The sequence below is a fragment of the Acinetobacter sp. AB03 genome, from assembly GCF_058107045.1.
Genome location: NZ_JBUEBA010000002.1, coordinates 1840482 through 1860563 on the forward strand (window position 1 = coordinate 1840482; position 20082 = coordinate 1860563).

Annotated in this window: 20 protein-coding genes, 1 tRNA gene and 1 pseudogene; 17 read left to right on the forward strand and 5 right to left on the reverse strand. The window is 40.7% G+C overall.

The genetic code is table 11. The features are described 5' to 3' along the window. Together ACY3FQ_RS09410 and ACY3FQ_RS09415 are read left to right on the forward strand one after the other, a co-directional pair. A partial coding sequence (locus tag ACY3FQ_RS09410) for a hypothetical protein (protein WP_489773942.1) occupies window positions 1–628 on the forward strand: 628 nt, incomplete at its 5' end. Between the two features lie 595 nt (window positions 629–1223). Then, window positions 1224–1386: pseudogene (locus ACY3FQ_RS09415) on the forward strand (IS66 family transposase); the annotation flags it as partial. 348 nt (window positions 1387–1734) lie between these two features. Here the strand turns inward: ACY3FQ_RS09415 and ACY3FQ_RS09420 are convergent. After that, a tRNA-Ile gene (locus tag ACY3FQ_RS09420) sits at window positions 1735–1811 on the reverse strand. 647 nt (window positions 1812–2458) lie between these two features. Here ACY3FQ_RS09420 and ACY3FQ_RS09425 point away from each other — a divergent pair. Then, window positions 2459–3031, forward strand: coding sequence for a 1-acyl-sn-glycerol-3-phosphate acyltransferase (locus ACY3FQ_RS09425; protein ID WP_489774416.1), 573 nt, complete (start codon window positions 2459–2461; stop codon window positions 3029–3031). A gap of 262 nt (window positions 3032–3293) precedes the next feature. Further along, window positions 3294–4043 (forward strand): YebC/PmpR family DNA-binding transcriptional regulator, encoded by a 750-nt coding sequence (locus ACY3FQ_RS09430; RefSeq protein WP_004693421.1) that lies wholly within the window; start codon window positions 3294–3296, stop codon window positions 4041–4043. 362 nt (window positions 4044–4405) lie between these two features. Here the strand turns inward: ACY3FQ_RS09430 and ACY3FQ_RS09435 are convergent, their stop codons facing one another. Together ACY3FQ_RS09435 and ACY3FQ_RS09440 are read right to left on the reverse strand one after the other, a co-directional pair. Further along, a complete protein-coding gene (locus tag ACY3FQ_RS09435; protein ID WP_004693423.1) occupies window positions 4406–4876 on the reverse strand; it encodes an Lrp/AsnC family transcriptional regulator in 471 nt (156 codons plus the stop codon). Between the two features lie 280 nt (window positions 4877–5156). Beyond that, complete coding sequence (locus ACY3FQ_RS09440) at window positions 5157–5921, reverse strand: glutathione S-transferase family protein (protein WP_336957370.1); 765 nt, start codon at window positions 5919–5921, stop codon at window positions 5157–5159. A 240-nt stretch (window positions 5922–6161) separates the two neighbouring features. Between ACY3FQ_RS09440 and ACY3FQ_RS09445 the strand changes: the two genes are divergently transcribed. From ACY3FQ_RS09445 to ACY3FQ_RS09485, 9 genes are all read left to right on the forward strand, one after another. Continuing rightward, window positions 6162–7364: an SfnB family sulfur acquisition oxidoreductase gene (locus tag ACY3FQ_RS09445; protein ID WP_489773944.1), complete on the forward strand. Its 1203-nt coding sequence runs from the start codon at window positions 6162–6164 to the stop codon at window positions 7362–7364. A 10-nt stretch (window positions 7365–7374) separates the two neighbouring features. Then, window positions 7375–8598, forward strand: coding sequence for an SfnB family sulfur acquisition oxidoreductase (locus tag ACY3FQ_RS09450; RefSeq protein ID WP_489773945.1), 1224 nt, complete (start codon window positions 7375–7377; stop codon window positions 8596–8598). Then, window positions 8598–10022: an LLM class flavin-dependent oxidoreductase gene (locus ACY3FQ_RS09455; protein ID WP_489773947.1), complete on the forward strand. Its 1425-nt coding sequence runs from the start codon at window positions 8598–8600 to the stop codon at window positions 10020–10022. The genes ACY3FQ_RS09450 and ACY3FQ_RS09455 overlap by 1 nt, the downstream gene beginning before the upstream one ends. Window positions 10023–10037: 15 nt before the next feature. Next, window positions 10038–10880 (forward strand): MetQ/NlpA family ABC transporter substrate-binding protein, encoded by an 843-nt coding sequence (locus ACY3FQ_RS09460; protein ID WP_489773948.1) that lies wholly within the window; start codon window positions 10038–10040, stop codon window positions 10878–10880. 9 nt (window positions 10881–10889) lie between these two features. After that, entirely contained in the window at window positions 10890–11726 is an 837-nt protein-coding gene (locus ACY3FQ_RS09465; protein WP_489773949.1) for a MetQ/NlpA family ABC transporter substrate-binding protein, read from the forward strand. Window positions 11727–11737: 11 nt separating this feature from the next. Next, a complete protein-coding gene (locus ACY3FQ_RS09470; RefSeq protein ID WP_489773951.1) occupies window positions 11738–12808 on the forward strand; it encodes a methionine ABC transporter ATP-binding protein in 1071 nt (356 codons plus the stop codon). Continuing rightward, window positions 12789–13448, forward strand: a complete 660-nt coding sequence (locus tag ACY3FQ_RS09475; RefSeq protein ID WP_348960487.1) for a methionine ABC transporter permease — start codon at window positions 12789–12791, stop codon at window positions 13446–13448. The genes ACY3FQ_RS09470 and ACY3FQ_RS09475 overlap by 20 nt, the downstream gene beginning before the upstream one ends. A gap of 171 nt (window positions 13449–13619) precedes the next feature. Further along, a complete protein-coding gene (gene ychF / locus ACY3FQ_RS09480; protein WP_004693442.1) occupies window positions 13620–14711 on the forward strand; it encodes a redox-regulated ATPase YchF in 1092 nt (363 codons plus the stop codon). A gap of 190 nt (window positions 14712–14901) precedes the next feature. Continuing rightward, window positions 14902–15240 (forward strand): hypothetical protein, encoded by a 339-nt coding sequence (locus tag ACY3FQ_RS09485; RefSeq protein ID WP_348960488.1) that lies wholly within the window; start codon window positions 14902–14904, stop codon window positions 15238–15240. Between the two features lie 56 nt (window positions 15241–15296). Here ACY3FQ_RS09485 and ACY3FQ_RS09490 read toward each other — a convergent pair whose 3' ends face one another. Beyond that, entirely contained in the window at window positions 15297–15836 is a 540-nt protein-coding gene (locus ACY3FQ_RS09490; RefSeq protein ID WP_004693445.1) for an Mpo1 family 2-hydroxy fatty acid dioxygenase, read from the reverse strand. Window positions 15837–15953: 117 nt separating this feature from the next. On the opposite strand from ACY3FQ_RS09490, the gene ACY3FQ_RS09495 reads away from it, so the two are divergent. Then, on the forward strand, window positions 15954–16649 hold the full coding sequence (locus ACY3FQ_RS09495) for a Crp/Fnr family transcriptional regulator (protein ID WP_489773953.1): 696 nt from the start codon (window positions 15954–15956) through the stop codon (window positions 16647–16649). Between the two features lie 300 nt (window positions 16650–16949). Here ACY3FQ_RS09495 and ACY3FQ_RS09500 read toward each other — a convergent pair whose 3' ends face one another. Then, entirely contained in the window at window positions 16950–17432 is a 483-nt protein-coding gene (locus ACY3FQ_RS09500; RefSeq protein WP_004980102.1) for a hypothetical protein, read from the reverse strand. Window positions 17433–17533: 101 nt separating this feature from the next. Here ACY3FQ_RS09500 and ACY3FQ_RS09505 point away from each other — a divergent pair, with 101 nt between their 5' ends. The 3 genes from ACY3FQ_RS09505 (at window position 17534) to purT (ending at window position 20078) form a co-directional block, all read left to right on the forward strand. Then, window positions 17534–18286, forward strand: coding sequence for an AzlC family ABC transporter permease (locus tag ACY3FQ_RS09505; protein WP_004693451.1), 753 nt, complete (start codon window positions 17534–17536; stop codon window positions 18284–18286). Further along, window positions 18283–18630: an L-valine transporter subunit YgaH gene (gene ygaH, locus ACY3FQ_RS09510; RefSeq protein ID WP_004980107.1), complete on the forward strand. Its 348-nt coding sequence runs from the start codon at window positions 18283–18285 to the stop codon at window positions 18628–18630. Before ACY3FQ_RS09505 ends, ygaH begins: the two co-directional genes overlap by 4 nt. A 233-nt stretch (window positions 18631–18863) precedes the next feature. Next, the gene (purT, locus tag ACY3FQ_RS09515; protein WP_171500584.1) at window positions 18864–20078 is read left to right on the forward strand and encodes a formate-dependent phosphoribosylglycinamide formyltransferase; all 1215 of its coding nucleotides are present in this window, start codon (window positions 18864–18866) and stop codon (window positions 20076–20078) included. The last annotated feature ends 4 nt before the right edge of the window (window positions 20079–20082 follow it).

Consider the following 20082-nt stretch of genomic DNA (forward strand, 5'->3'; position numbering starts at 1 on the left):
CCCTATTTGGGATATTGAAAACACAAAATTTACATCAAATAAAATTATAAATGACATGCATAACTTATCTTCAGATATTCGCAGCTATGTAATATCCGATGGATTAGGTTGTCCACAACCCATATGTTATCCAACACTTGAAAAAATTATTTCTTTTGAAAATCTTGATGCTATCTATTCTATATATCTTCTATATCAATGGGGATTAATTATTAATAACTATGAATTATGTAACTATTGTGCTATAGCTCTTGAAAAAAACTTAGAAACTCTCTTATTAAATATTAGCTATTTGCATAGATCTCACATATTTTTATTCGACATAATTTTCGATAAAATTAGAAAAATATCTTATCGAGGCCTGACTATAGCTGACGTCACAAATATAAATTGGCGCCTGCTAAGAGCTAAAAATTGGATCAGTGATATTCGAATGAACTCATATGTATCCGAATATGAGTTGTTCAAAAAATCTGTTATATCAGAAAAATTTAAAAATAAAGAAATTTACATTTCCAATTCTGATTCTTTAATATTGCATGCGAAAATTGCTACTGATCCAAATGATCTAATCACCCTTAACCTTAATAAATTTTTTCCTTCCCACATCATATTGTATTCCAACTAAAGCGGACACCCACAATTAACACCCAGGTATGGCAGCCTGCCCTTTTATCGTTTGTAAACCTTTTTCCATGTGCTCATGCTGCCTGCCCCTGCACCAAATGCTGTATTGGCAATAATACCTTGAACATCGTCACCTGAAGCAGGTGAGATCCCAGCTGAAATTGTCCCGGCTAATTCAACATTGCTCTCTTAAATGTATTTCTTAATGCGGCACTGCCAGCCAATTTTTACCGTGTAAAAAACCCATTTACTGCCTTGGTAAATTCTATCACCAGATCCCCAAAGTGGCGAGCCAAGCTGTATAGAGTGTGGCTAAAACAAAGTCATCCCTGCTGCGCCTGTCTTAAACCAGTCACCAAAGATACACCATGGCACAGCCGTCATATTGTGAAGCTAAGTCATGGTAGGATGGATGCGGTCGCTCATCTTGAGATTTACCATCTATCTGTATTGTCCGAGGAGTGTTCAGTTTGCCAATGTCAACGAGGTATAACCGGGTGCCGAATGGCGCCTTAGAAGAGGCTTGAGCCGTGTGCTGGGAAACTCGCATGCACGGTTCTTAGGGGGTTGACGTAGGCAACTGCGTCTGACTACCCGACAACCAAATGCGCCCTTAGGCCTTGGGAAGTAAGAACTGGCTGTTTGTTGGCTCGCTGCGCAGTGGTCAACGAGCGGCGAATATCAAGACTTAAATCCAGTCAGCAAAGCTGAATGGCTTGGATCTGTATGCCTATGTTACCGACACATAAAGTGACCTAAATAGAAGAATTACTGCCACACCGGTGGCAACCCGACCAAAATTAAAAAATAGGTGTGGGGTTCAGCCCACGCTTACGAAACTTGTAATAAACTGATCTAAAATTCGATCATATACTTCATATCTCAAAGTATTGACTTAAATTATGATTAAGCCATGCCAGAATTAGATCGCCCCATACCCAAGTCGTCACTTGAATTTGAGTAACTATAGGAAATTCTATCTTTAAAGTCTTTATCCAACAAAACCAATTAAGAATAATGTTGATTTAAGCTGCTTACCATTTGCTTACCAGAATCTAAAAACAAAAAAACCACTTACGATTAGTACACGTAAGTGGTTGTTTTATATGGTGGGCCCAGACAGACTTGAACTGTCGACCAACGGATTATGAGTCCGCTGCTCTAACCAACTGAGCTATAGGCCCTAATATGCTGAATTTGTTATATATCAACAAGTTCAGGCGAAATGAATACTAGCGAAGATTTTTTCAAAAGACAAGCTTTTTCATACATGGTTGTACACTATCCAAACAATCAGGGAAATTTACATCATCAAACTGACATATCAGGTCTTTCACGATCTTTGAGTTACATAATAAGACTCAAAAGCACTTATAAATACTAGAATAATAAAATTTAATTAAAATTGGATAAAAACTAAATACTGGCTTCTTCTTTTTTTCGCGACTCAATGAAAAACTCAACAATTGACCATAAAACAATCAAAGAAAAGAGAATTATTGCACATAAAAAAGTCGAAAGATAAGCCATTCTAACAATCCTGAACTTTGTTAAACCAAAGTTAAAGTGTGAAAGTGCACACTTTAGTCTTAGACCAAAGTCTAATCTGTCATTTAGCTTATGAATAGTAGTATTTTCATTTTCACCATATTTATTTTCTATTGGATTAGATTTAAAACATCTTAATGCTCCATTTCTACCCTCACCTTGTTCAACTACTTAGGATTCAAGCCGATTCATAAAAGTGGTAAGTGCAATCAAGTAGGACTTGACTCAAACCGCAAACAAGCAGACATTAGCCTCTTTAAAAAACACTTGTATTTTTATGGTCATGTTAAAAAAATTCATTGGTGAGTCTGCTTTTAAACTCGCAGGCTGGAAATATCATGTAGAACCAAATGTTTTGGAAGACAAGCAAGTCATTATTGGATTTGAACATACTTCTATGATGGATGCTGTCTTGTCACTGGCAATTTTTCAGATCTATGATATGAAAATTCATACCCTGATTAAAAAAGAATTATTCAAAGGGCCAATGAAGCCAGTGCTCGAAGCCCTTGGCGGTATTGCAGTTGATCGCAAGTCAAATAAAGACATTGTGTCTCAAATGGTTGAACACTTTACCCAAAATAAAAAATTCAATTTAGTGATTGCGCCTGAAGCAACACGTGCCAAAACAGGTGAAGTACGTAAACCTATTCGTACTGGGTTTTGGCATATTGCTAAAGCAGCCAATGTCCCTATTGTACTCATGTACGCGAACTCAAAAACTAAGCAAGGCGGTATTTTTGGAAAAATCTACCCAACAGATCTAGATCATGACTTAGCGCTTATTAAAGCACTTTATAAAGAGCATGTTGGTTTAGATATTGAGATTCTAGAACCTAAAACTGCTGCACAATAAGGTCATTTAATTAACCTAAAAGAATGTGAAGACGCTATTCTTTTAGGTCTCTGTGGGTGTTTCCCAACAGTTAATTTTTAAAGTGAACTTCCTTTACAAGGTAAATTTTAAATAACTGGTTTTATTTCAAACAATTTTACTTCTTTTTTTGTTTGTTCAGGCGATTTTCAGAAAAACACCTACTTTCGCATAAAAAAGTGCTTATGGTAGAATTTGCACAATTTGATAGGCACAAAGCCAATCTACAAGGAGCATATTTCGCATGGCGGGTCATTCCAAGTGGGCCAATATTAAGCATCGTAAAGCAAAACAAGATGCTAGCCGTGGTAAACTTTTTACCAAATTTATTCGTGAATTAACAACTGCTGCAAAGCTTGGCGGTGGTGATGCTGCAAGCAACCCACGTCTTCGTGCAGTTGTAGAAAAAGCACTTTCCGTAAATATGACACGTGACGTCATCAACCGTGCAATCCAACGTGGTGCCGGTGGTGAAGATAACGATGACTTAAAAGAAATTACCTACGAAGGTTATGGTGTTGGTGGAGTTGCAGTTATTGTAGAAACCATGACTGACAACTTAAACCGTACTGTACCAGATGTCCGTCACTGTTTCTCAAAAACAGATGGTAACTTAGGCACAAACGGTTCAGTTGCTTTCTTGTTCACAAAACGTGGTGAGATCACTTTTGAAGATGTGTCTTTAGAAGATCAAATCATGGACGTGGCACTTGAAGCAGGTGCTGAAGATATCGAAGTCGATGAAGATGAAATCTTAGTCATTACTACACCTGAATCTTTTGGTGATGTACAAGATGCTTTGACTGCTGCAGGTTTAAAATCGGATAATGCTGAAGTGGTCATGAGCCCTTCAACTAAAGCCGAAATCACTGATATCGATCAAGCCAAAAAGATTATGAAAATGATTGATATGCTTGAAGATTTAGATGATGTACAAAACGTATATACCAATGTTGAATTCTCTGACGCGGTATTGGCAGAATTAGACGCCTAGTCTACTGCTTTAAAAAATGCGTTCTCGAATATAGTTTTGGGAGCGCATTTTTTATGTCTGATTGAATACCCTTTCAATAAATTTTGCTTTTTTACAATGATATTTATCCATGCTTAAATGCTGGCTGTCGTGTTTTAATTGATTTTAAGCCATAACTAAATTCTGATTTTTCAACAAGCGATCACGAAAGATCAGAAAACTTTACCACCGAGCGTTTTTCACGACCAATTGAATAGTAACATCATCCTGCTGTAGCACCTCTAACATACACAGCTCATGTGCTCTTATTGTCGCTGATATTATGCAAACTTTTGAAAGTAGGAAGCCTAATACTCATTAGACTCATACAAGTTCAGCGTGACTTAGACTTTGCTCAACAAACCACTACAGTTAAAAACGTTATACTCTTTAATCACAAAGCTTGAGTGCAGTGCCACCACATGTTCGATTTTACCAATGCGTTTGAGTAAAATATCACTATAGTTTTCCATATCTCTTGCCACAACTTCAACAATAAAGTCTGCCGACTGCCCTGTCACTAAAAAGGCATTGGTCACTTCAGGAATATTTTCTAGCTCTTCTAAAAACTTGGAAAAAGTATCGGTATCGTGCTTGCTCAAAGATACTTGTAGCAAAACATGTAGACTAAAACCGAGCTTTTGATAGTTAATATCACGCTTAACTTTGGTCATAATATCGTTATCAATGAGGTGCTTAATACGACGATGTACTGAACTGACCGATAGATTAATACGCTCTGATAATTCGTTTAGATTGATATCTTCATTACTTAAAATTTCTAAAATTTGCTTATCAAAACGATCTAATTCCATTATTTAACTCTCATAACAACTTATGTTTATAGGTGTTTATTTCATATTAAGCATTTCAAGTGAAAGATAAAGCTTATTTGCAGTTTTTTTTCATATATTTTCAGATTGATAAAAAGATATCAGCTTTTTCAAACAAAGAGTGCCATGATCTTTTACAAAGTTATAAATAGACTGAGAAACTTTCTATTCAGCTTCTATAAATCATGATATTGAAAATACAAGAAAGGCAAAGGCTGTCTGTATCACACATCACCTTTGCCTTGTTTGGCTTGAGCTTATTTTAAACGCCGCGCCAGTCGACTCGAGCATTGCGCTCGGTTTGATAGACTCTTAAAACATACTGCCCCAAGGGTAAATTGGTTAAATAGGTTTTATAAGCACTAAATTCTTCAGATAGACTTTCCTCATGGTCTTTTTCCCAAGGTGTCCCTTTAATCTCCAGTACAGGCGCTAACATCGAACATACAGCAATATCCGCCAAACCTAAACGATCCCCGACAAAGTAACGTCCATGATTAGCAATTAACTTCTCATTCAATACTTCAATTAAACGCTGCATTTCAGCTTTGGAATGCTCTATTTTCTCTGCATTCAACTCATAGCCTTTCGACATCAACGTTTTCATTAAAGGTTTGGTGTATTTTTCAAATTTACGTAAATACCCCTTTTCGCCCAACATAATCTGTAATGATTGATCGTTATCGGACAATGCATGGGCCAACCCCCAACGACGGACATGCAATCCCAAATCATTAGCTAACGCATTAACATCTAAAGCCTCTTTACGAAGCTGTGCTTCATTACGTAACAGTCGATGTTCTGGATAACGCTCATCAAGATATAACGCAATCTCGGTGGTATCAGCGACCCATTTGTCCTGATCACGCAAAATAGGTAGTTTATTTTGACCGGTCTTTAACTGTGCAAAAGCCCGGTGAACCCCAGGCACCACATTTTGTGCGACATAATCTAGCTCTTTATGATCGAGCAACCAGCGAGCTTTCTCACAAAAATGAGATAAAGGAAACTGGTATAAAGTTCTCATAAATGCTCCACATTTATTTTTCTATTTTGGCTTTTCAGAAAAGCCATCTATTTCAGTTGGATACTTTAGTCACTGTATTTAGGATTTACAATGTACTTTTTACTCAAATTGCCTAGAAAATGTTCAACAGCCTTTATCAAATTTATACGTTTTTTTCTCTACAATATCTCAAATCTTGATAAGTATTTAATCATTCAAGCAATCCCAAGTAGCGTATAGGCATTAAGTAAAGGTGCTTTTATGTCTCATACACTCTCTAAAAATATTCACGTGATACAAAATGATCAAGATGCGATTAATGCAGCCTATCATGTCGCTGACTTTGCCTTAGAAGGTCGGGATCAACGTGATCAGAACCGTCAGCTTCCTTTTGCTGAAGTCGAGTTATTTAGCCAAAAAGGATTAGGCGGTATTCGTATTCCTCAAGCTTTTGGAGGCGCATTTGTTTCCAACAAAACCTTAGCTCAGGTTTTTCGCATTATTAATAAAGCCGACTCAAGTGTTGGCCAAATTCCACAAAACCAAATTGCGCTGCTCAACATGATTGATATCTTGGGCAGCGAACAACAAAAACAGTTTATTTTTAATGAAATATTAAACGGCAAACGCCTTGCCAATGGCGGCCCCGAACGAAATACCAAAGATACTAAAACTCTGAGTACGACATTAAGTATTGAAAATGGTCATTACTATGTCGATGGTGAAAAGTTCTACTCTACAGGCAGTAGCTTTGCCCATTGGCTAGCCATTAAAGCCATTCACCCTGAAGGGTATGTGGTACTGACTCTTGTTGATGCCACAGCACAAGGTGTGGAAGTTATCGATAACTGGAATGGTTTTGGTCAGCGTACAACTTCAAGCGGCACAGTAAAATTACAGCGGGTTGAAATCGATCCACTACTTATTTTTGATGAGCGGAAACTGGCTGAAGATGTCAATTATCGCGGTGCTTTCTCGCAGTTAATGCAAGTTGCAATTGATATCGGTATTGCAGAAGCCGCATTTGAAGACACTTTGTCAGCAGTTAAAAAAGCCCGACCAATTGTCGATGCGCAAGTTGAGAAAGCCAGTTTTGAACATTACATCTTACAAGAAGTCGGCAAATCCGCTGTCCTGTTAGATGCCGCTATCCTACTGCTCGATGAAGCTGCTGAATATTTAGATGAGCTCGACCAACTGAGCGTTGTCAGTACCAAACAAGCAGCTAAAGCCTCTATTTTAGTCGCCGAAGCGAAGGTCTATGCTAACGATGCTGCACTACAAATTTCTGAAAAACTCCTAGAGCTTGGCGGCAGTCGTTCGAGCCTAAGCCAACATAATTTAGATCAACATTGGCGCAATGCACGTGTGCATACCTTACACGACCCGATCCGCTGGAAGCTGCATGCACTGGGTAACTATTATTTGAACAACACTTTCCCTGCTCGCCACGCTTGGATTTAAGGAGAACGTCATGACTTCATTTCAACCTATTCTTCCACTTCAATCCCAAGACACGGCGTATGCACATATTATTCAAAGTGATGCTGAAGCTTTAGAGATTGCCAAAAATTTGGCGGAGCAATTTAAACAACAGGCTATCCAACGCGATGCTGAACGAATTTTGCCTTTTGCGGAAATCGAAGCCTACAGCCAATCTGGGCTCTGGGCTATTACTGTACCGAAGGAATTCGGAGGGGCAGATGTTTCAAGCTATACCGTCGCGCAAATTATCGCATTAATGAGTGGTGTGGATGGTTCGATTGGACAAATTCCCCAGAACCATTTCTATGCCTTAGAGGTTTTACGTAACAACGGTACTGAACAACAAAAGCGTAAACTCTATGCAGAAGTGCTCAAAGGGGCACGCTTTGGTAATGCCTTGGCTGAGTTTAAAACTAAAAATGCAACACAAAAACAAACTGCTCTCAGCCAAACTGAACAAGGTTATGAGGTCAATGGTGAAAAGTTTTATTGCACGGGCAGTCTGTTTGCAGACCGTATCCCCACCTTAGTCAAAGATGCCGATGAGAAAGAGTTTCTGGTCTTTATCCCACGGAGTAGCCAAGGACTAGAACTGATTGATGATTGGTCGGGTTTTGGTCAACGAACCACAGGCAGCGGTACAGTCAAATTCAATCATGTCGCTGTAGATGCCGAAGATATTGTTCCTTTCGATACCGCTTTTTCTAGACCGACTCTGGTTGGGCCTTTTGCTCAAATTATGCATGCTGCAATTGAAACAGGCATCGCGCGTGCTGCTTTTGAGGAAACACTGGTTCGTGTGCGTCAGGCTCGTCCGTGGATTGACTCTGCTGTTGAACAGGCAACCGATGATCCTCTAACACAGTTTGAACTGGGACGAGTAGTTGCCGATGTGCGTGCCAGTGAAGTCCTACTCAAACAAGCAGCCCGCTCAATCGATGAAGCACGTCCCAATCCAACCATAGAGAACATTGCGAAAGCATCACTGGATGTAGCGAAAGTGCGTGCACATAGCACAGAAACCGCATTAAAAGCCGCTTCGAAATTGATTGAACTGGCAGGCAGTCGTGGTAGTCAGCGTGAAGATGGCCTAGACCGTTTTTGGCGTAATGCTCGTGTTCACACGCTACATGATGCGTCACGTTGGAAATATTACTTCATTGCCAATTATCTTCTTAATGGTGTACTCCCGCCACGCAGAGGGGCATTGTAATGACACTATCATCTCAAAATAGAAAGTCGAAGCAAATCATCCTGAATGCTTTTGATATGAATAGCGTAGGTCATATCAATCACGGTTTGTGGACACACCCACGTGATGAGTCACATCGTTTTAATGAGCTCAGCTATTGGACCGATTTGGCGCAAACTTTAGAGCAAGGTTTATTTGATGGTTTGTTTATCGCCGACATTACAGGTGTCTATGATGTTTATCAAAATGGTCTGGATTTAACCCTCAAAGAGTCAATTCAACTTCCAAGCCACGACCCAAGTACCCTCGTTTCTGCTATGGCTGCCGTTACACAGCACTTAGGTTTTGGTGTCACTGTAAATTTGAGCTATGAGTCGCCTTATCAGTTTGCACGGCGCTTTGCGAGCCTTGACCATTTAACCCACGGTCGTATTGGTTGGAATATTGTCACGGGTTACTTAGACAGCGCAGAACGGTTAATTGGTCAAAAAGGTTTAAAAGATCACGACTTGCGTTATGAACAAGCTGAAGAGTTTCTCGAACTTTGCTATAAATTTTGGGAAGGTTCTTGGGAAGACGATGCCGTACAAAAAGATAAGTTAAACCGTGTCTTTACCGATCCTTCAAAAGTTCATGCCATCCAGCATCAAGGCAAATTCTTCCAAAGTCAGGGCGTTTTTCAGGTTTCCCCATCTATACAGCGGACACCTGTACTTTATCAAGCGGGCGCTTCAATTAAAGGCTTAGCTTTTGCAACTCAACATGCTGAAGCCATGTTTATTGGTGCTGACACGCCTGAAAAACTCAAACAGCAAGTCGATAAGATTCGTGTGCTTGCATTAAGACATGGACGTGATGAACAAGCCATTAAACTCTTTGTTGGCATTAGTGTAGTGACGGCAGAAACGGATGAACTCGCACAAGAAAAACTCGCCGAATATATTCGCTATGCCAGTCCAGAAGCAGGTTTGGCACATTTTTCCAGTTCAGTCGGAATTGATTTAGCACAGTTTGCAGATGATGAAGCGATTCCTTATAAACAAACCAATAGCATTGCCTCGGTCAATAACAAATTTAAAGAGCAAAAAGTTACGCGAGCTGATTTAAAAGCCCAACATGTACTCGGTGGACGCTATCCACTGATTGTCGGGAGTGGAAAAACTGTAGCAGAAAAACTCATTCAGCTCTTAGATGAAACTGGCGTAGATGGCTTTAATCTCACACGAACCGTTGCCCCAGAGTCACATCAAGACTTTATTCGTTGGGTCATCCCAGAATTACAACAGCGTGGCCGTTATAAAACCGCCTATGAAACAGGTAGTTTACGCCACAAATTATTCGCTCAAGGTGACCGACTGGCCGCAGACCACCCTGTACAGCAGTATCGATGTCAAAGCTCGAGCTCTCATCCTAAAACACAGCAAAACAAACCGCATAAATTTTAAAATACGAGAAATATCATGGCTCAAACAGCAAAAAAAAAATTTACCATTATTGGGGTAATTGTCGCTGCCATCGTCATTGCGCTGGTGGCGTGGTCTTATCATAAAAAATCGAGCAGCACTGAACTGGTGATTGGGATCAGCCCACCCTTTGCCAATCCATTAAAGGTGGCTGTGGAAGAAGCGAAACAGCAAGGCATCAACGTCAAACTGGTCGAGTTCTCCGATTGGAATACCCCCAATATCACGCTCAACCATGGTGATATTGATGCCAACTATTTTCAGCATCAGCCCTTCTTAGATAACGCCATCAAAGAAACTCAATTTAAACTCAAAGCACTGGATAAAGGCATCACCACACACGTCGGTTTATATTCAAAAAAATATGACTCGATTGATGCAATTCCTGAAAATGCACGTACAGTTATTCCAAATGATCCAGTGAATCAAGGTCGTGCACTTTTACTGTTACAACAGGCTAAATTGATTAGCTTAAAAGACCCAAACAATCATCTATCTAACCTGCAAGATATTGTCAGCAATCCTAAAAAGCTCCAGTTTATTGAAGTTGAAGGTCCCCAAACTGCGCGTGCCGTTGATGATGCTGACTTGGTCTTTAGCTATCCACATTATTTACGTCTTGCAAAAACCATCGACCCAAATGATGCGCTGATCTTAGATGACAACACCAATACCCTGTATTCGATTTTATTTGTGGTGCGTGACGACTACCAACTGCAACATCCAGAGAAAGCCGCGCAACTTGAAAAATTCATCAAGATTTATCAAACGTCTGACAAAGTTAAACAGACTTTGAATAGTGAAATTGGTGAAAAACTTTGGTTCCCGGGTTGGAAGTGAGTATAAGCCATGACACAATCTTTCACTCAAAATCGAAAAAAATGGCTGATTGGCTTAAGCATCATCGTGACAATTTTTGCTCTAGCGGGTTACCGCTATAGCAAAAGCCATGCGCAAGATGATGTCTTAACGATTGGTATTAGCCCACCTTATGCCGAACTGCTGCAAAGCGTGGCAGACGATGTAAAAAAGCAAGGCATTCAAATCAAACTGGTTGAATTCTCTGACTGGCATGCACCGAATGTTGCTGTGCAAAATGGTGACATTGATGCCAACTTTTTTCAGCAAAGTGTCTTTCTACGCAATGCAATACGCGAAACAAATTATGATCTGCATGCATTCGCCACAGGAACAGGAAGTCATGTCGGACTGTATTCAAAAAAATATAAGTCCTTAGATGCACTACCAGCTCAAGCACGTGTGGTCATCCCCAATGATCCAGTGAATTCGGCACGTGCACTGATTTTACTGCATCGTGCGGGATTGATTCAGCTCAAAGACATTAACAATGAACTGTCTACTGTAAAAGATATTGTGAGCAATCCTAAACAGCTTCAGTTTATTGAAGTAGAAGGCCCACAAACTGCCCATGCGTTTAATGATGCCGATTTAATTTTTGGCTTCCCGCATTATTTAAAAATGGCCAAGGTCACAGATCCGCATCATGTCCTTTTTCTTGATCCGATAGACAAGAAATACGCCATTTTATTTGTGACACGTAAAGACTATCCAGATCAAAACCAAAAACTTGCGACTTTTGTGCAAGCATTCCAAAGCTCAAAACACGTTCAAGAAATTTTAGACCGTGATTTTGGCCAAGGTCTGTGGTTTGAAGGCTGGAAATAAGGAGAAAAAGAATGGTCAGCTTTGGTTCTCATGTGGATTTTTCAATTCCACATATCAAAATTCGTAACTTAAATAAACACTATGCAGTACAAGGGCATAGTGTGCATGCACTCAAAAATATTGACCTCGACATCCCGACAGGTAAAGTGTTTGGCATTATTGGCAAAAGTGGTGCAGGTAAATCCTCCCTGATCCGCACCTTAAATGGTTTAGAAAGTATCAGTGAAGGCCATATCCATATTCATCAGCAAGACTTGGCCGCATTGAACCACGCTGAGCTGATTCAGCTCCGACAACGCATTGGCATGATTTTCCAGCATTTTAATCTAATGTCTGCCAAAATAGTCTATGAAAATGTCGCACTTCCCCTCAAAGTGGCCAATTATCCCAGACAAGACATCGAACAACGTGTCAACGAAGTTCTCCAATTGGTCGGGCTAAGCGATAAGACTCAGCATTACCCATCACAACTGTCTGGCGGTCAAAAGCAACGCGTGGGCATTGCCCGTGCATTGGTCCACCATCCTGAAATTTTACTCTGTGATGAAGCGACATCTGCACTTGATCCAGAAAGCACCTCTGTAGTGCTGTCCCTACTCAAAGAGATTAATCAAAAGCTGGGTATCACCATTGTATTGATTATCCATGAAATGCAAGTGATTCGGGAAATCTGCGATCAGGTCGTGGTCATCGATGCTGGTGAAATTGTGGAATCAGGCGAAGTTTGGTCGGTGTTTTCTCAACCCCAACAAGGCATTACCCAAGAACTACTGAATCTAGAACAACTCGATTTGCCTTTTCGCTTAAATGCTGAACCTACGCAGCTCGATACACATGCCATTTTCAAAATTCGCTCGACTTCAGATGCGCATCATCCACCTGACTTAAAACAGATTTTGGAGCACTTTCCACAAACTGTGCATTTATATCAAAGTCAGGTCGACACCATCCAGAACCATTTAATAGGAACATTGGTTATTGCTGTTCCCACACAGGACTTAGAAATTCAATCGCTACTACAAAAACTAAAAGCACATGTGACACATGTAGAGGTACTGGGCTATGCACGACCAACTCATTGATTTATTACTGACAGGCACCATCGACACCTTAATCATGGTCGGTGCATCCGCATTTTTTGCCTTACTCATTGGTCTGCCAATGGCAGTAGTTCTAGTCAGCACCTCTGAGCATGGCATTTATCCTTCCAAAAGTATTAACCATAGCTTAGGCTGGTTGGTAAATATCACTCGTTCCGTTCCCTTCCTGATTTTGATGGTGGCCCTGATTCCACTCACACGTTGGATTGTAGGCACCAGTTATGGTGTTTGGGCAGCAGTTGTCCCTTTAACCTTAGCAGCAACACCCTTTTTTGCACGAATTGCAGAAGTCAGTTTACGCGAAGTGGATCAAGGGTTGATTGAGGCTGCGCAAGCCATCGGCTGTAACCGTACTCAAATCATTTGGCATGTGTTGTTACCTGAAGCTCTACCAGGAATTGTCGCGGGTTTTACCGTGACCATTGTGACCATGATTAACTCCTCTGCCATTGCAGGTGCAATTGGTGCAGGTGGTTTAGGCGATATTGCCTATCGCTATGGTTATCAACGTTTTGATATGCAGATCATGTTGGCCGTGACTGTCGTGCTCGTAATTTTGGTGATGTGTGTGCAAGCGATTGGAGACAATCTGGCAAATCAACTCGATAAAAGGAAGGTTTAATCCCATTATTAAAAGAAAAGGCTTAAAAGGCTCATACATAAGGCTTAAATGAGGAAGTTCTGCCCACAACATGATTTACAACTTTGATTCTTCTCCCCTGAGACCTGACTTTGTCATGGCTTTCATGTAAAATCACTGGCAATTTTTATATAACACGTTGTGAGTTATTTCATGGGTTTTAATTGCGGTATTGTCGGCTTGCCGAACGTTGGTAAATCTACACTTTTCAATGCATTGACTAAAGCTGCTATTGCTGCTGAAAACTTCCCATTCTGTACCATTGAACCAAACACAGGCATCGTTCCTGTGCCAGATCCACGTTTAGACAAATTAACAGCGATTGTAAAACCTCAACGTGTGATTCCAACGACGATGGAATTTGTAGACATTGCAGGTTTAGTTGCGGGTGCATCTAAAGGTGAAGGCTTGGGGAACCAATTTCTTGCAAACATCCGTGAAACAGATGCGATTGCTCACGTTGTACGTTGTTTTGAAGATGAAAACGTCATTCACGTTAACGGTAAAATTGACCCGCTTGATGACATCGCAACCATCAATACGGAACTTGCACTTGCTGACTTAGAAACTGTGACAAAAGCAGTGACTCGTTTAGCAAAATCTGCAAAAGGTGGCGACAAAGAAGCGCTCGCAACCAAAGCGGTTTTAGACAAAATTTTACCTTTACTTGATGAAGGCAAACCTGCTCGCGCAGCTGACCTAGACGACGACGAACGTAAACTAGTTCGTGGTTTTGGTTTAATGACTTTAAAACCAACCATGTATATTGCGAACGTTGCTGAAGATGGTTTTGAAAACAACCCACATTTAGATGCTGTGAAAAAACTGGCAGCTGAAGAAAATGCAATCGTAGTTCCGCTTTGCAACCAAATCGAAGCTGAAATTTCACTGCTAGAAGACGAAGACCGTGCTGAGTTCCTTGAAGCTTTAGGCATGGAAGAACCAGGTCTAAACGTAGTAATTCGCGCGGGCTATGGTCTTTTAGGTTTACAGACTTACTTCACGGCGGGTGTACAAGAAGTTCGTGCTTGGACCGTTAAAGTGGGTGCAACTGCACCACAAGCGGCGGGTGTGATCCACACTGACTTCGAAAAAGGCTTTATCCGTGCTGAATGTGTTGCTTATAACGACTTCGTTCAATACAACGGTGAAGCAGGCGCGAAAGAAGCAGGTAAATGGCGTTTAGAAGGTAAAACGTACATCGTTCAAGACGGTGATGTTCTACACTTCCGCTTTAACGTATAAGTCGTTCCGAATATAAAAAAACCCGATACCCATCGGGTTTTTTTATAAGCTTAAACCAATCTTAAAAACAGCATTAAATAACATATGAACACCTGATCCGTTTGGATCTCACACAATATTATAACTTCTATTCTTTCGCATTATCGCTAATTTAATCACAGGCACTAATGCCTTCCTTGAACAAACGAAAATGAAAAAGATCAGCACATTTATTGCAGCAGGTTTATTCACAACGCTTAGCGCTACAGCATTTGCATGCCCACAAGGAACAACACTGTCGGGTGGTACAGGTGCAAATCATAAAGGTGGTAAGTGCATCGCAACCATGAACGTGACGAAACATGATCAGGCAATGAAACAAGACAAAACAGCCAAACAAGATCCAGCCATGAAGCAAGATAAAATGGTGAAAGATGATTCAATGAAAGCCAATGATATGACCAATAAATCCCATAAAGATGCTCATGCTCCAAACCCGAATACACCCAAAGCTCAACCAGATACACATAAAGTCGTGAAGACATCTTAAAACAACATAAAAAAGCCAGTGAAATTCACTGGCTTTTTATCGATAAAATAATTCAGTTAATGTGATGTCACAGAGACATGTTTATTATCCATTGCAGCACGCTGTTTGCGCGCTTCATCTAACATGCGTTGTTCGATGTCTTTTCTAAAACCAAGCATAAACACCATTTCCGCCAAAACAAATAATGGACCGATGGCTAGGCCAATCACATCATCCATAAAGGCCGGTTTTTTCTTCTCATAGAAATGCCCGACAAACTGGAACGCCCAGCCAACGACAAAAATACCAATACTGAGACCTAACCAAAGTCCCAAATCAAACTGTGCAATTTTATAAGCCAATGGATAAGCCATGGCATAGATCACTAACATGATCACACCAAAAATTCGATCTAAGCTCAGGTAGTAAACAATACTCGCTAAGATCAAAACCATCGCCAAGGTAATTTCAAAACTGCCCACAGTCATGCCAGCTCTCGCGGTTAAGCACATAATTGAAAACACAATCAGCGGAATACCAACAAAGTGGGTCACGATATTTTTATGATCAAGATGATAAGCTGCATACTGACTTAATAATTTTTCTAATTTACTCATACTGTATTTCCTTATTGCATGATATTGATCACGATATAGAATAACTTTAAAGGAAAACAGCCCATCAAGTTGTCGTCGACCTGACAAGTTGCTCGATCAATCACGAAAGGACGCGGAATGCTGGAAATTCAACATCAACAACAATTACTCAATAACAATTGGTTCGCCAAACTACCACAAGCCTATCAACAGTATATTGTGCAACATGCCAAATATATTGAGGTTGCAAAAGACCAAGCTGTTTTTCACTCTGGAGAATTATTTAATGGCATCTATGCAGTCTTGAACGGCGCAATTCGCTTAGGTCATGTCGACATTGAAGGTAAAGAAGCAGTTGCAGCAATCGCAGAACCGATTATGTGGTTTGGAGAAATTTCTTTAATAGATCAGCAACCGCGTTCGCACGATGCGATTGCTATGCAAAAAAGTACCCTGCTCCATCTACCTAAACGCGATGTTGAGGAATTTATCCAAGCCACCCCAGAATTTTGGTTTCATATTGCACAGCTTGCTTCGCAGAAGTTACGCCTCGCTTTTTTAGAACTGATCGCAATCCAAAGTCAAAATATCAGTCAACGACTGGCTCAACGCTTACTGTTTATTTTAAGCGGTTATGGCAACCATCTATCGATTACCAATGATGAAATTCATTTATCACAGGAGCAACTGGCTCAAATGCTGATGTGTTCACGCCAAACCATCAACCAAGAACTTCAAAACTTAGAAAAACAAGGAATACTGGCAATTGCGTTTAAAAAGATTAAGATTTTAGATCCTGCAAAGCTGCATAGAATTGCACATAGCTCAGAATAAGTAATCAAATGTGCCCCTTAATAGTCCAACTCACAGTGATGAACCATATAAAATATTGCTACACGGCCTAACGTCTTGGCTATTTATCTCCCCGACTTGAAACTGCTGTCACCGTGTTTGACAGGCAGCTAATGCAAACATTGCAACAGCTAAATTTTTTAGATTAACTCTCAAAATTCGACTCAATTCCGATATTTTACTGCATTGGGATAATTTACTATTTTTATTATATTATTCATTAAAGCTACAACCATAAAAAAGCGAGTTTTAAAACTCGCTTTTAATCATGCTATATCGGTCTTAGACACCCACTTTTTTAGGGTCAGTATTGCCTAAACTGGGGTTATCAATTGCGCCCCGACATTGTGCTTTATCACGCTCATAATCGCTCTGTTTCTGTGCAACACTCGAAGAACCGTCTAAGGTCTCACGTGCCCACACTTCTAAGCTGGTCAAGGCTTTACGACACAGTGCGTATTTTCCTTCGGTCACTGAGTCTGTCATTTTGACATTAATACGCCAGTCCGTACTGAGTTTACGTGCAGGATGACGGACTTTAGCTTCAATCTGATCCAGTTGCTTGTTATATACCAAGCCATCTACTTCATTAATAAACACCCAAGCACGCTGGGCATATTCCGTCGCGTCATTGGTAATTTTTGGCGCAGCCTTAATTTCTACTTTTTGTTCAGGAGCTTGCTCTGACTGCCCACAAGCTTGCAAAAGTAAACTGCTTACAATTATAGCAGCCAGCCCTAAAGTACGTAATTCGAGCTTCAACATGGTTAAACGCCTCAACAAACAATTGGGCACTATGCTAGTGAATTCAGTTACAATACACAATCAATTTTGACCTATTGATAAAGTCTTCTTCAAGGTGTGTTGTGTCCGAACTTAATCCCACTCCTGCACAAGCTGCTGGCTTTTGGCAAGGGGCTAAGGATAGCCAAGCGATTATCTTTACCTATCTGCCTGTTTCTTTTGCCTTTGGTGTATCTGCAACCCAGTTTGGCTTTAGTGCATGGGAAGCTTTATTTTTATCCTGCTCAATGTATGCAGGGGCCAGTCAGTTTTTAGTGGTTGCACTATTGGGTAGTGGCACGTCTATTTGGATGACTGCCCTCACTGTGATTGCCCTAGATATTCGTCACTTACTCTATGGCCCTGCGCTACAAAACTTAATTCAAGATAAACTGAACTTAAAAAAAACCGCTATTTGGTCATGGGGGCTAACCGACGAAGTCTTTGCCTCAGGTATGATTAAACTGTCACAACGCCGTCAAGAGTGGTCTGAGTCTTGGATGCTGGGCTTAAGCCTGTTTAGTTGGCTCGCATGGGCTACAGGTTCTTTTCTAGGTGGAATGTTTGCAGACCAAGTCAGTCATTTACCCCAGTTTTTACAAGCCGCTCTAGACTTTTTATTACCTGCACTGTTCTTAAGTTTCTTATTGGCAGCATTTGAAAAGAAACACACTTTTGTGGTGGCTGTGACCATTCTTGTATCTGCCATTGCCTGCTATTTTATTGACTTATCTGCTGCAATTTTTATTGGTATCAGTTCAGGTATATTTGCAGGTTTGTTTAAGCACTATGTACTGAAAAAACCAGACCCTGAACATATGGGAGATCAAGCATGAATATCGAAATTATTTTGGTCGGCATTGTAGTGGGTATTGCAAATTTTGCTTCACGCTTTGGCCCATTCTTCGTCATTCAAAAGTTCCAGCAAGGTTCACAAAAGCGCGGTGCTCTATGGTTAAAAATTGCATTGGGTTCGATTGGTATTGCGGCGATTAGTTCAATGCTTGTGGTTGCAACTTTGCCACCACTGTTAGATACACCCAATAAAAGCTTTGCCATGTTAGTCGGCTTCATCGTATTAGCCGGACTTTATTTCAAGTTTAAGCAAATTGTCCCCGCTACACTCACCGCAGCACTGAGCTATGGTTTGGTTTATACCTATATTCCTATGCCTTTTTAACCCATATCTTGCATCCATCAAAACCTAATTTACTATTTGAAGCGCTCAGCTGTGCAAGTCATTTCCAGCTTGATTGGAAAAGTTTATTTAGCATCCTTTTGCATGAAAATTTTGACTTTGGAATGCGCAGCTTTATAAAAAAAATTGTTGGACAATATCATTAATTTATGTGAATGAACCCTGAACACTTTTAAGAGTTCTGCTATGCTAAAAGCCCATAAAATCAAGCATGGATGATTTACATGAGCGTTACTATTGGTACTCCACTTCAGCCTTCAGCATTTAAAGTCCTGCTATTGGGTTCTGGAGAGCTTGGGAAAGAAGTTGTGATTTCTTTACAACGTTTGGGTGTAGAAGTTCATGCTGCTGACCGTTACGATCATGCTCCTGCAATGCAAGTGGCACACTATGCCTATACCTTAAATATGGCAGATGCGACAGCGCTTAAACAACTCATTCAGGACGTTAAGCCGAATTTAATTGTCCCTGAAATTGAAGCCATTGCGACACAAGTATTGGTTGAAATCGAACAAGAAAATATTGCCACAGTCATCCCCTCTGCAAAAGCGGTTAATTTAACCATGAACCGTGAAGGCATCCGTCGTTTAGCTGCGGAAGAACTGGGCTTACCGACATCGGCTTACCGTTTTGCAGATACTTTAGAATCTTTCCGTGCTGCATGTGATGACATTGGTTATCCAAACTTTGTTAAACCAGTCATGTCCTCTTCTGGTAAAGGCCAATCCCGCGTAAAAGAATTTTCAGAAGTAGATGCTGCGTGGAAATATGCACAAACAGGTGGTCGTGTAAATCAAGGGACAGTGATTGTAGAATCACAAATTGATTTTGATTTTGAAATTACGCTATTAACAGTACGTTCAAAAAACCCAGAAACGGGTGAAATTGAAACTTCGTACTGCGACCCAATTGGTCACCGCCAAGACGCGGGCGACTATGTTGAAAGCTGGCAGCCTCAAGCCATGACACCAGCGGCACTTGACGAAGCAAAGCGTATTGCCAATAAAGTCACCATCGCATTGGGTGGCTGTGGTATTTTCGGTGTAGAACTCTTCGTCAAAGGCGATAAAGTGTGGTTTAGTGAAGTATCACCACGCCCACATGACACAGGTCTTGTGACGCTTGCCTCTCAGTTCCAAAGTGAATTTGAACTACATGCACGTGCGATTTTGGGTCTGCCTGTCAATACAGCACGTCATAGCGTTGCTGCGAGTGCCGTGATCTATGCAGGTGTGGATGCAAATAACTTATCTTTTTCTGGCTTAAATCTTGCTTTGGCAAACCCAAATACTGATTTACGCATTTTTGGAAAACCAGAAGGCTTTACACGTCGCCGTATGGGCGTTGCGACAGCGCGGGCTGAAACAACCGACCAAGCGCGTGAACTAGCGGCCGAAGCTGCTGGACTGGTGAGCGTTCATCAAAATTAAGCAT

Excerpts from the sequence above, each read along its gene's own strand:
- ACY3FQ_RS09435 (WP_004693423.1), bottom strand. The coding sequence starts at position 4,876 with ATGGAATTAGATCGTTTTGATAAGCAAATTTTAGAAATTTTAAGTAAT.
- ACY3FQ_RS09495 (WP_489773953.1), top strand. The coding sequence starts at position 15,954 with ATGCTGGAAATTCAACATCAACAACAATTACTCAATAACAATTGGTTC.
- ychF (WP_004693442.1), top strand. The coding sequence starts at position 13,620 with ATGGGTTTTAATTGCGGTATTGTCGGCTTGCCGAACGTTGGTAAATCT.
- ACY3FQ_RS09485 (WP_348960488.1), top strand. The coding sequence starts at position 14,902 with ATGAAAAAGATCAGCACATTTATTGCAGCAGGTTTATTCACAACGCTT.
- ACY3FQ_RS09445 (WP_489773944.1), top strand. The coding sequence starts at position 6,162 with ATGTCTCATACACTCTCTAAAAATATTCACGTGATACAAAATGATCAA.
- ACY3FQ_RS09425 (WP_489774416.1), top strand. The coding sequence starts at position 2,459 with ATGTTAAAAAAATTCATTGGTGAGTCTGCTTTTAAACTCGCAGGCTGG.
- ACY3FQ_RS09475 (WP_348960487.1), top strand. The coding sequence starts at position 12,789 with ATGCACGACCAACTCATTGATTTATTACTGACAGGCACCATCGACACC.
- ACY3FQ_RS09490 (WP_004693445.1), bottom strand. The coding sequence starts at position 15,836 with ATGAGTAAATTAGAAAAATTATTAAGTCAGTATGCAGCTTATCATCTT.
- ACY3FQ_RS09460 (WP_489773948.1), top strand. The coding sequence starts at position 10,038 with ATGGCTCAAACAGCAAAAAAAAAATTTACCATTATTGGGGTAATTGTC.
- ACY3FQ_RS09440 (WP_336957370.1), bottom strand. The coding sequence starts at position 5,921 with ATGAGAACTTTATACCAGTTTCCTTTATCTCATTTTTGTGAGAAAGCT.
- ACY3FQ_RS09430 (WP_004693421.1), top strand. The coding sequence starts at position 3,294 with ATGGCGGGTCATTCCAAGTGGGCCAATATTAAGCATCGTAAAGCAAAA.
- ACY3FQ_RS09500 (WP_004980102.1), bottom strand. The coding sequence starts at position 17,432 with ATGTTGAAGCTCGAATTACGTACTTTAGGGCTGGCTGCTATAATTGTA.
- ygaH (WP_004980107.1), top strand. The coding sequence starts at position 18,283 with ATGAATATCGAAATTATTTTGGTCGGCATTGTAGTGGGTATTGCAAAT.
- purT (WP_171500584.1), top strand. The coding sequence starts at position 18,864 with ATGATTTACATGAGCGTTACTATTGGTACTCCACTTCAGCCTTCAGCA.
- ACY3FQ_RS09465 (WP_489773949.1), top strand. The coding sequence starts at position 10,890 with ATGACACAATCTTTCACTCAAAATCGAAAAAAATGGCTGATTGGCTTA.
- ACY3FQ_RS09450 (WP_489773945.1), top strand. The coding sequence starts at position 7,375 with ATGACTTCATTTCAACCTATTCTTCCACTTCAATCCCAAGACACGGCG.
- ACY3FQ_RS09455 (WP_489773947.1), top strand. The coding sequence starts at position 8,598 with ATGACACTATCATCTCAAAATAGAAAGTCGAAGCAAATCATCCTGAAT.
- ACY3FQ_RS09470 (WP_489773951.1), top strand. The coding sequence starts at position 11,738 with ATGGTCAGCTTTGGTTCTCATGTGGATTTTTCAATTCCACATATCAAA.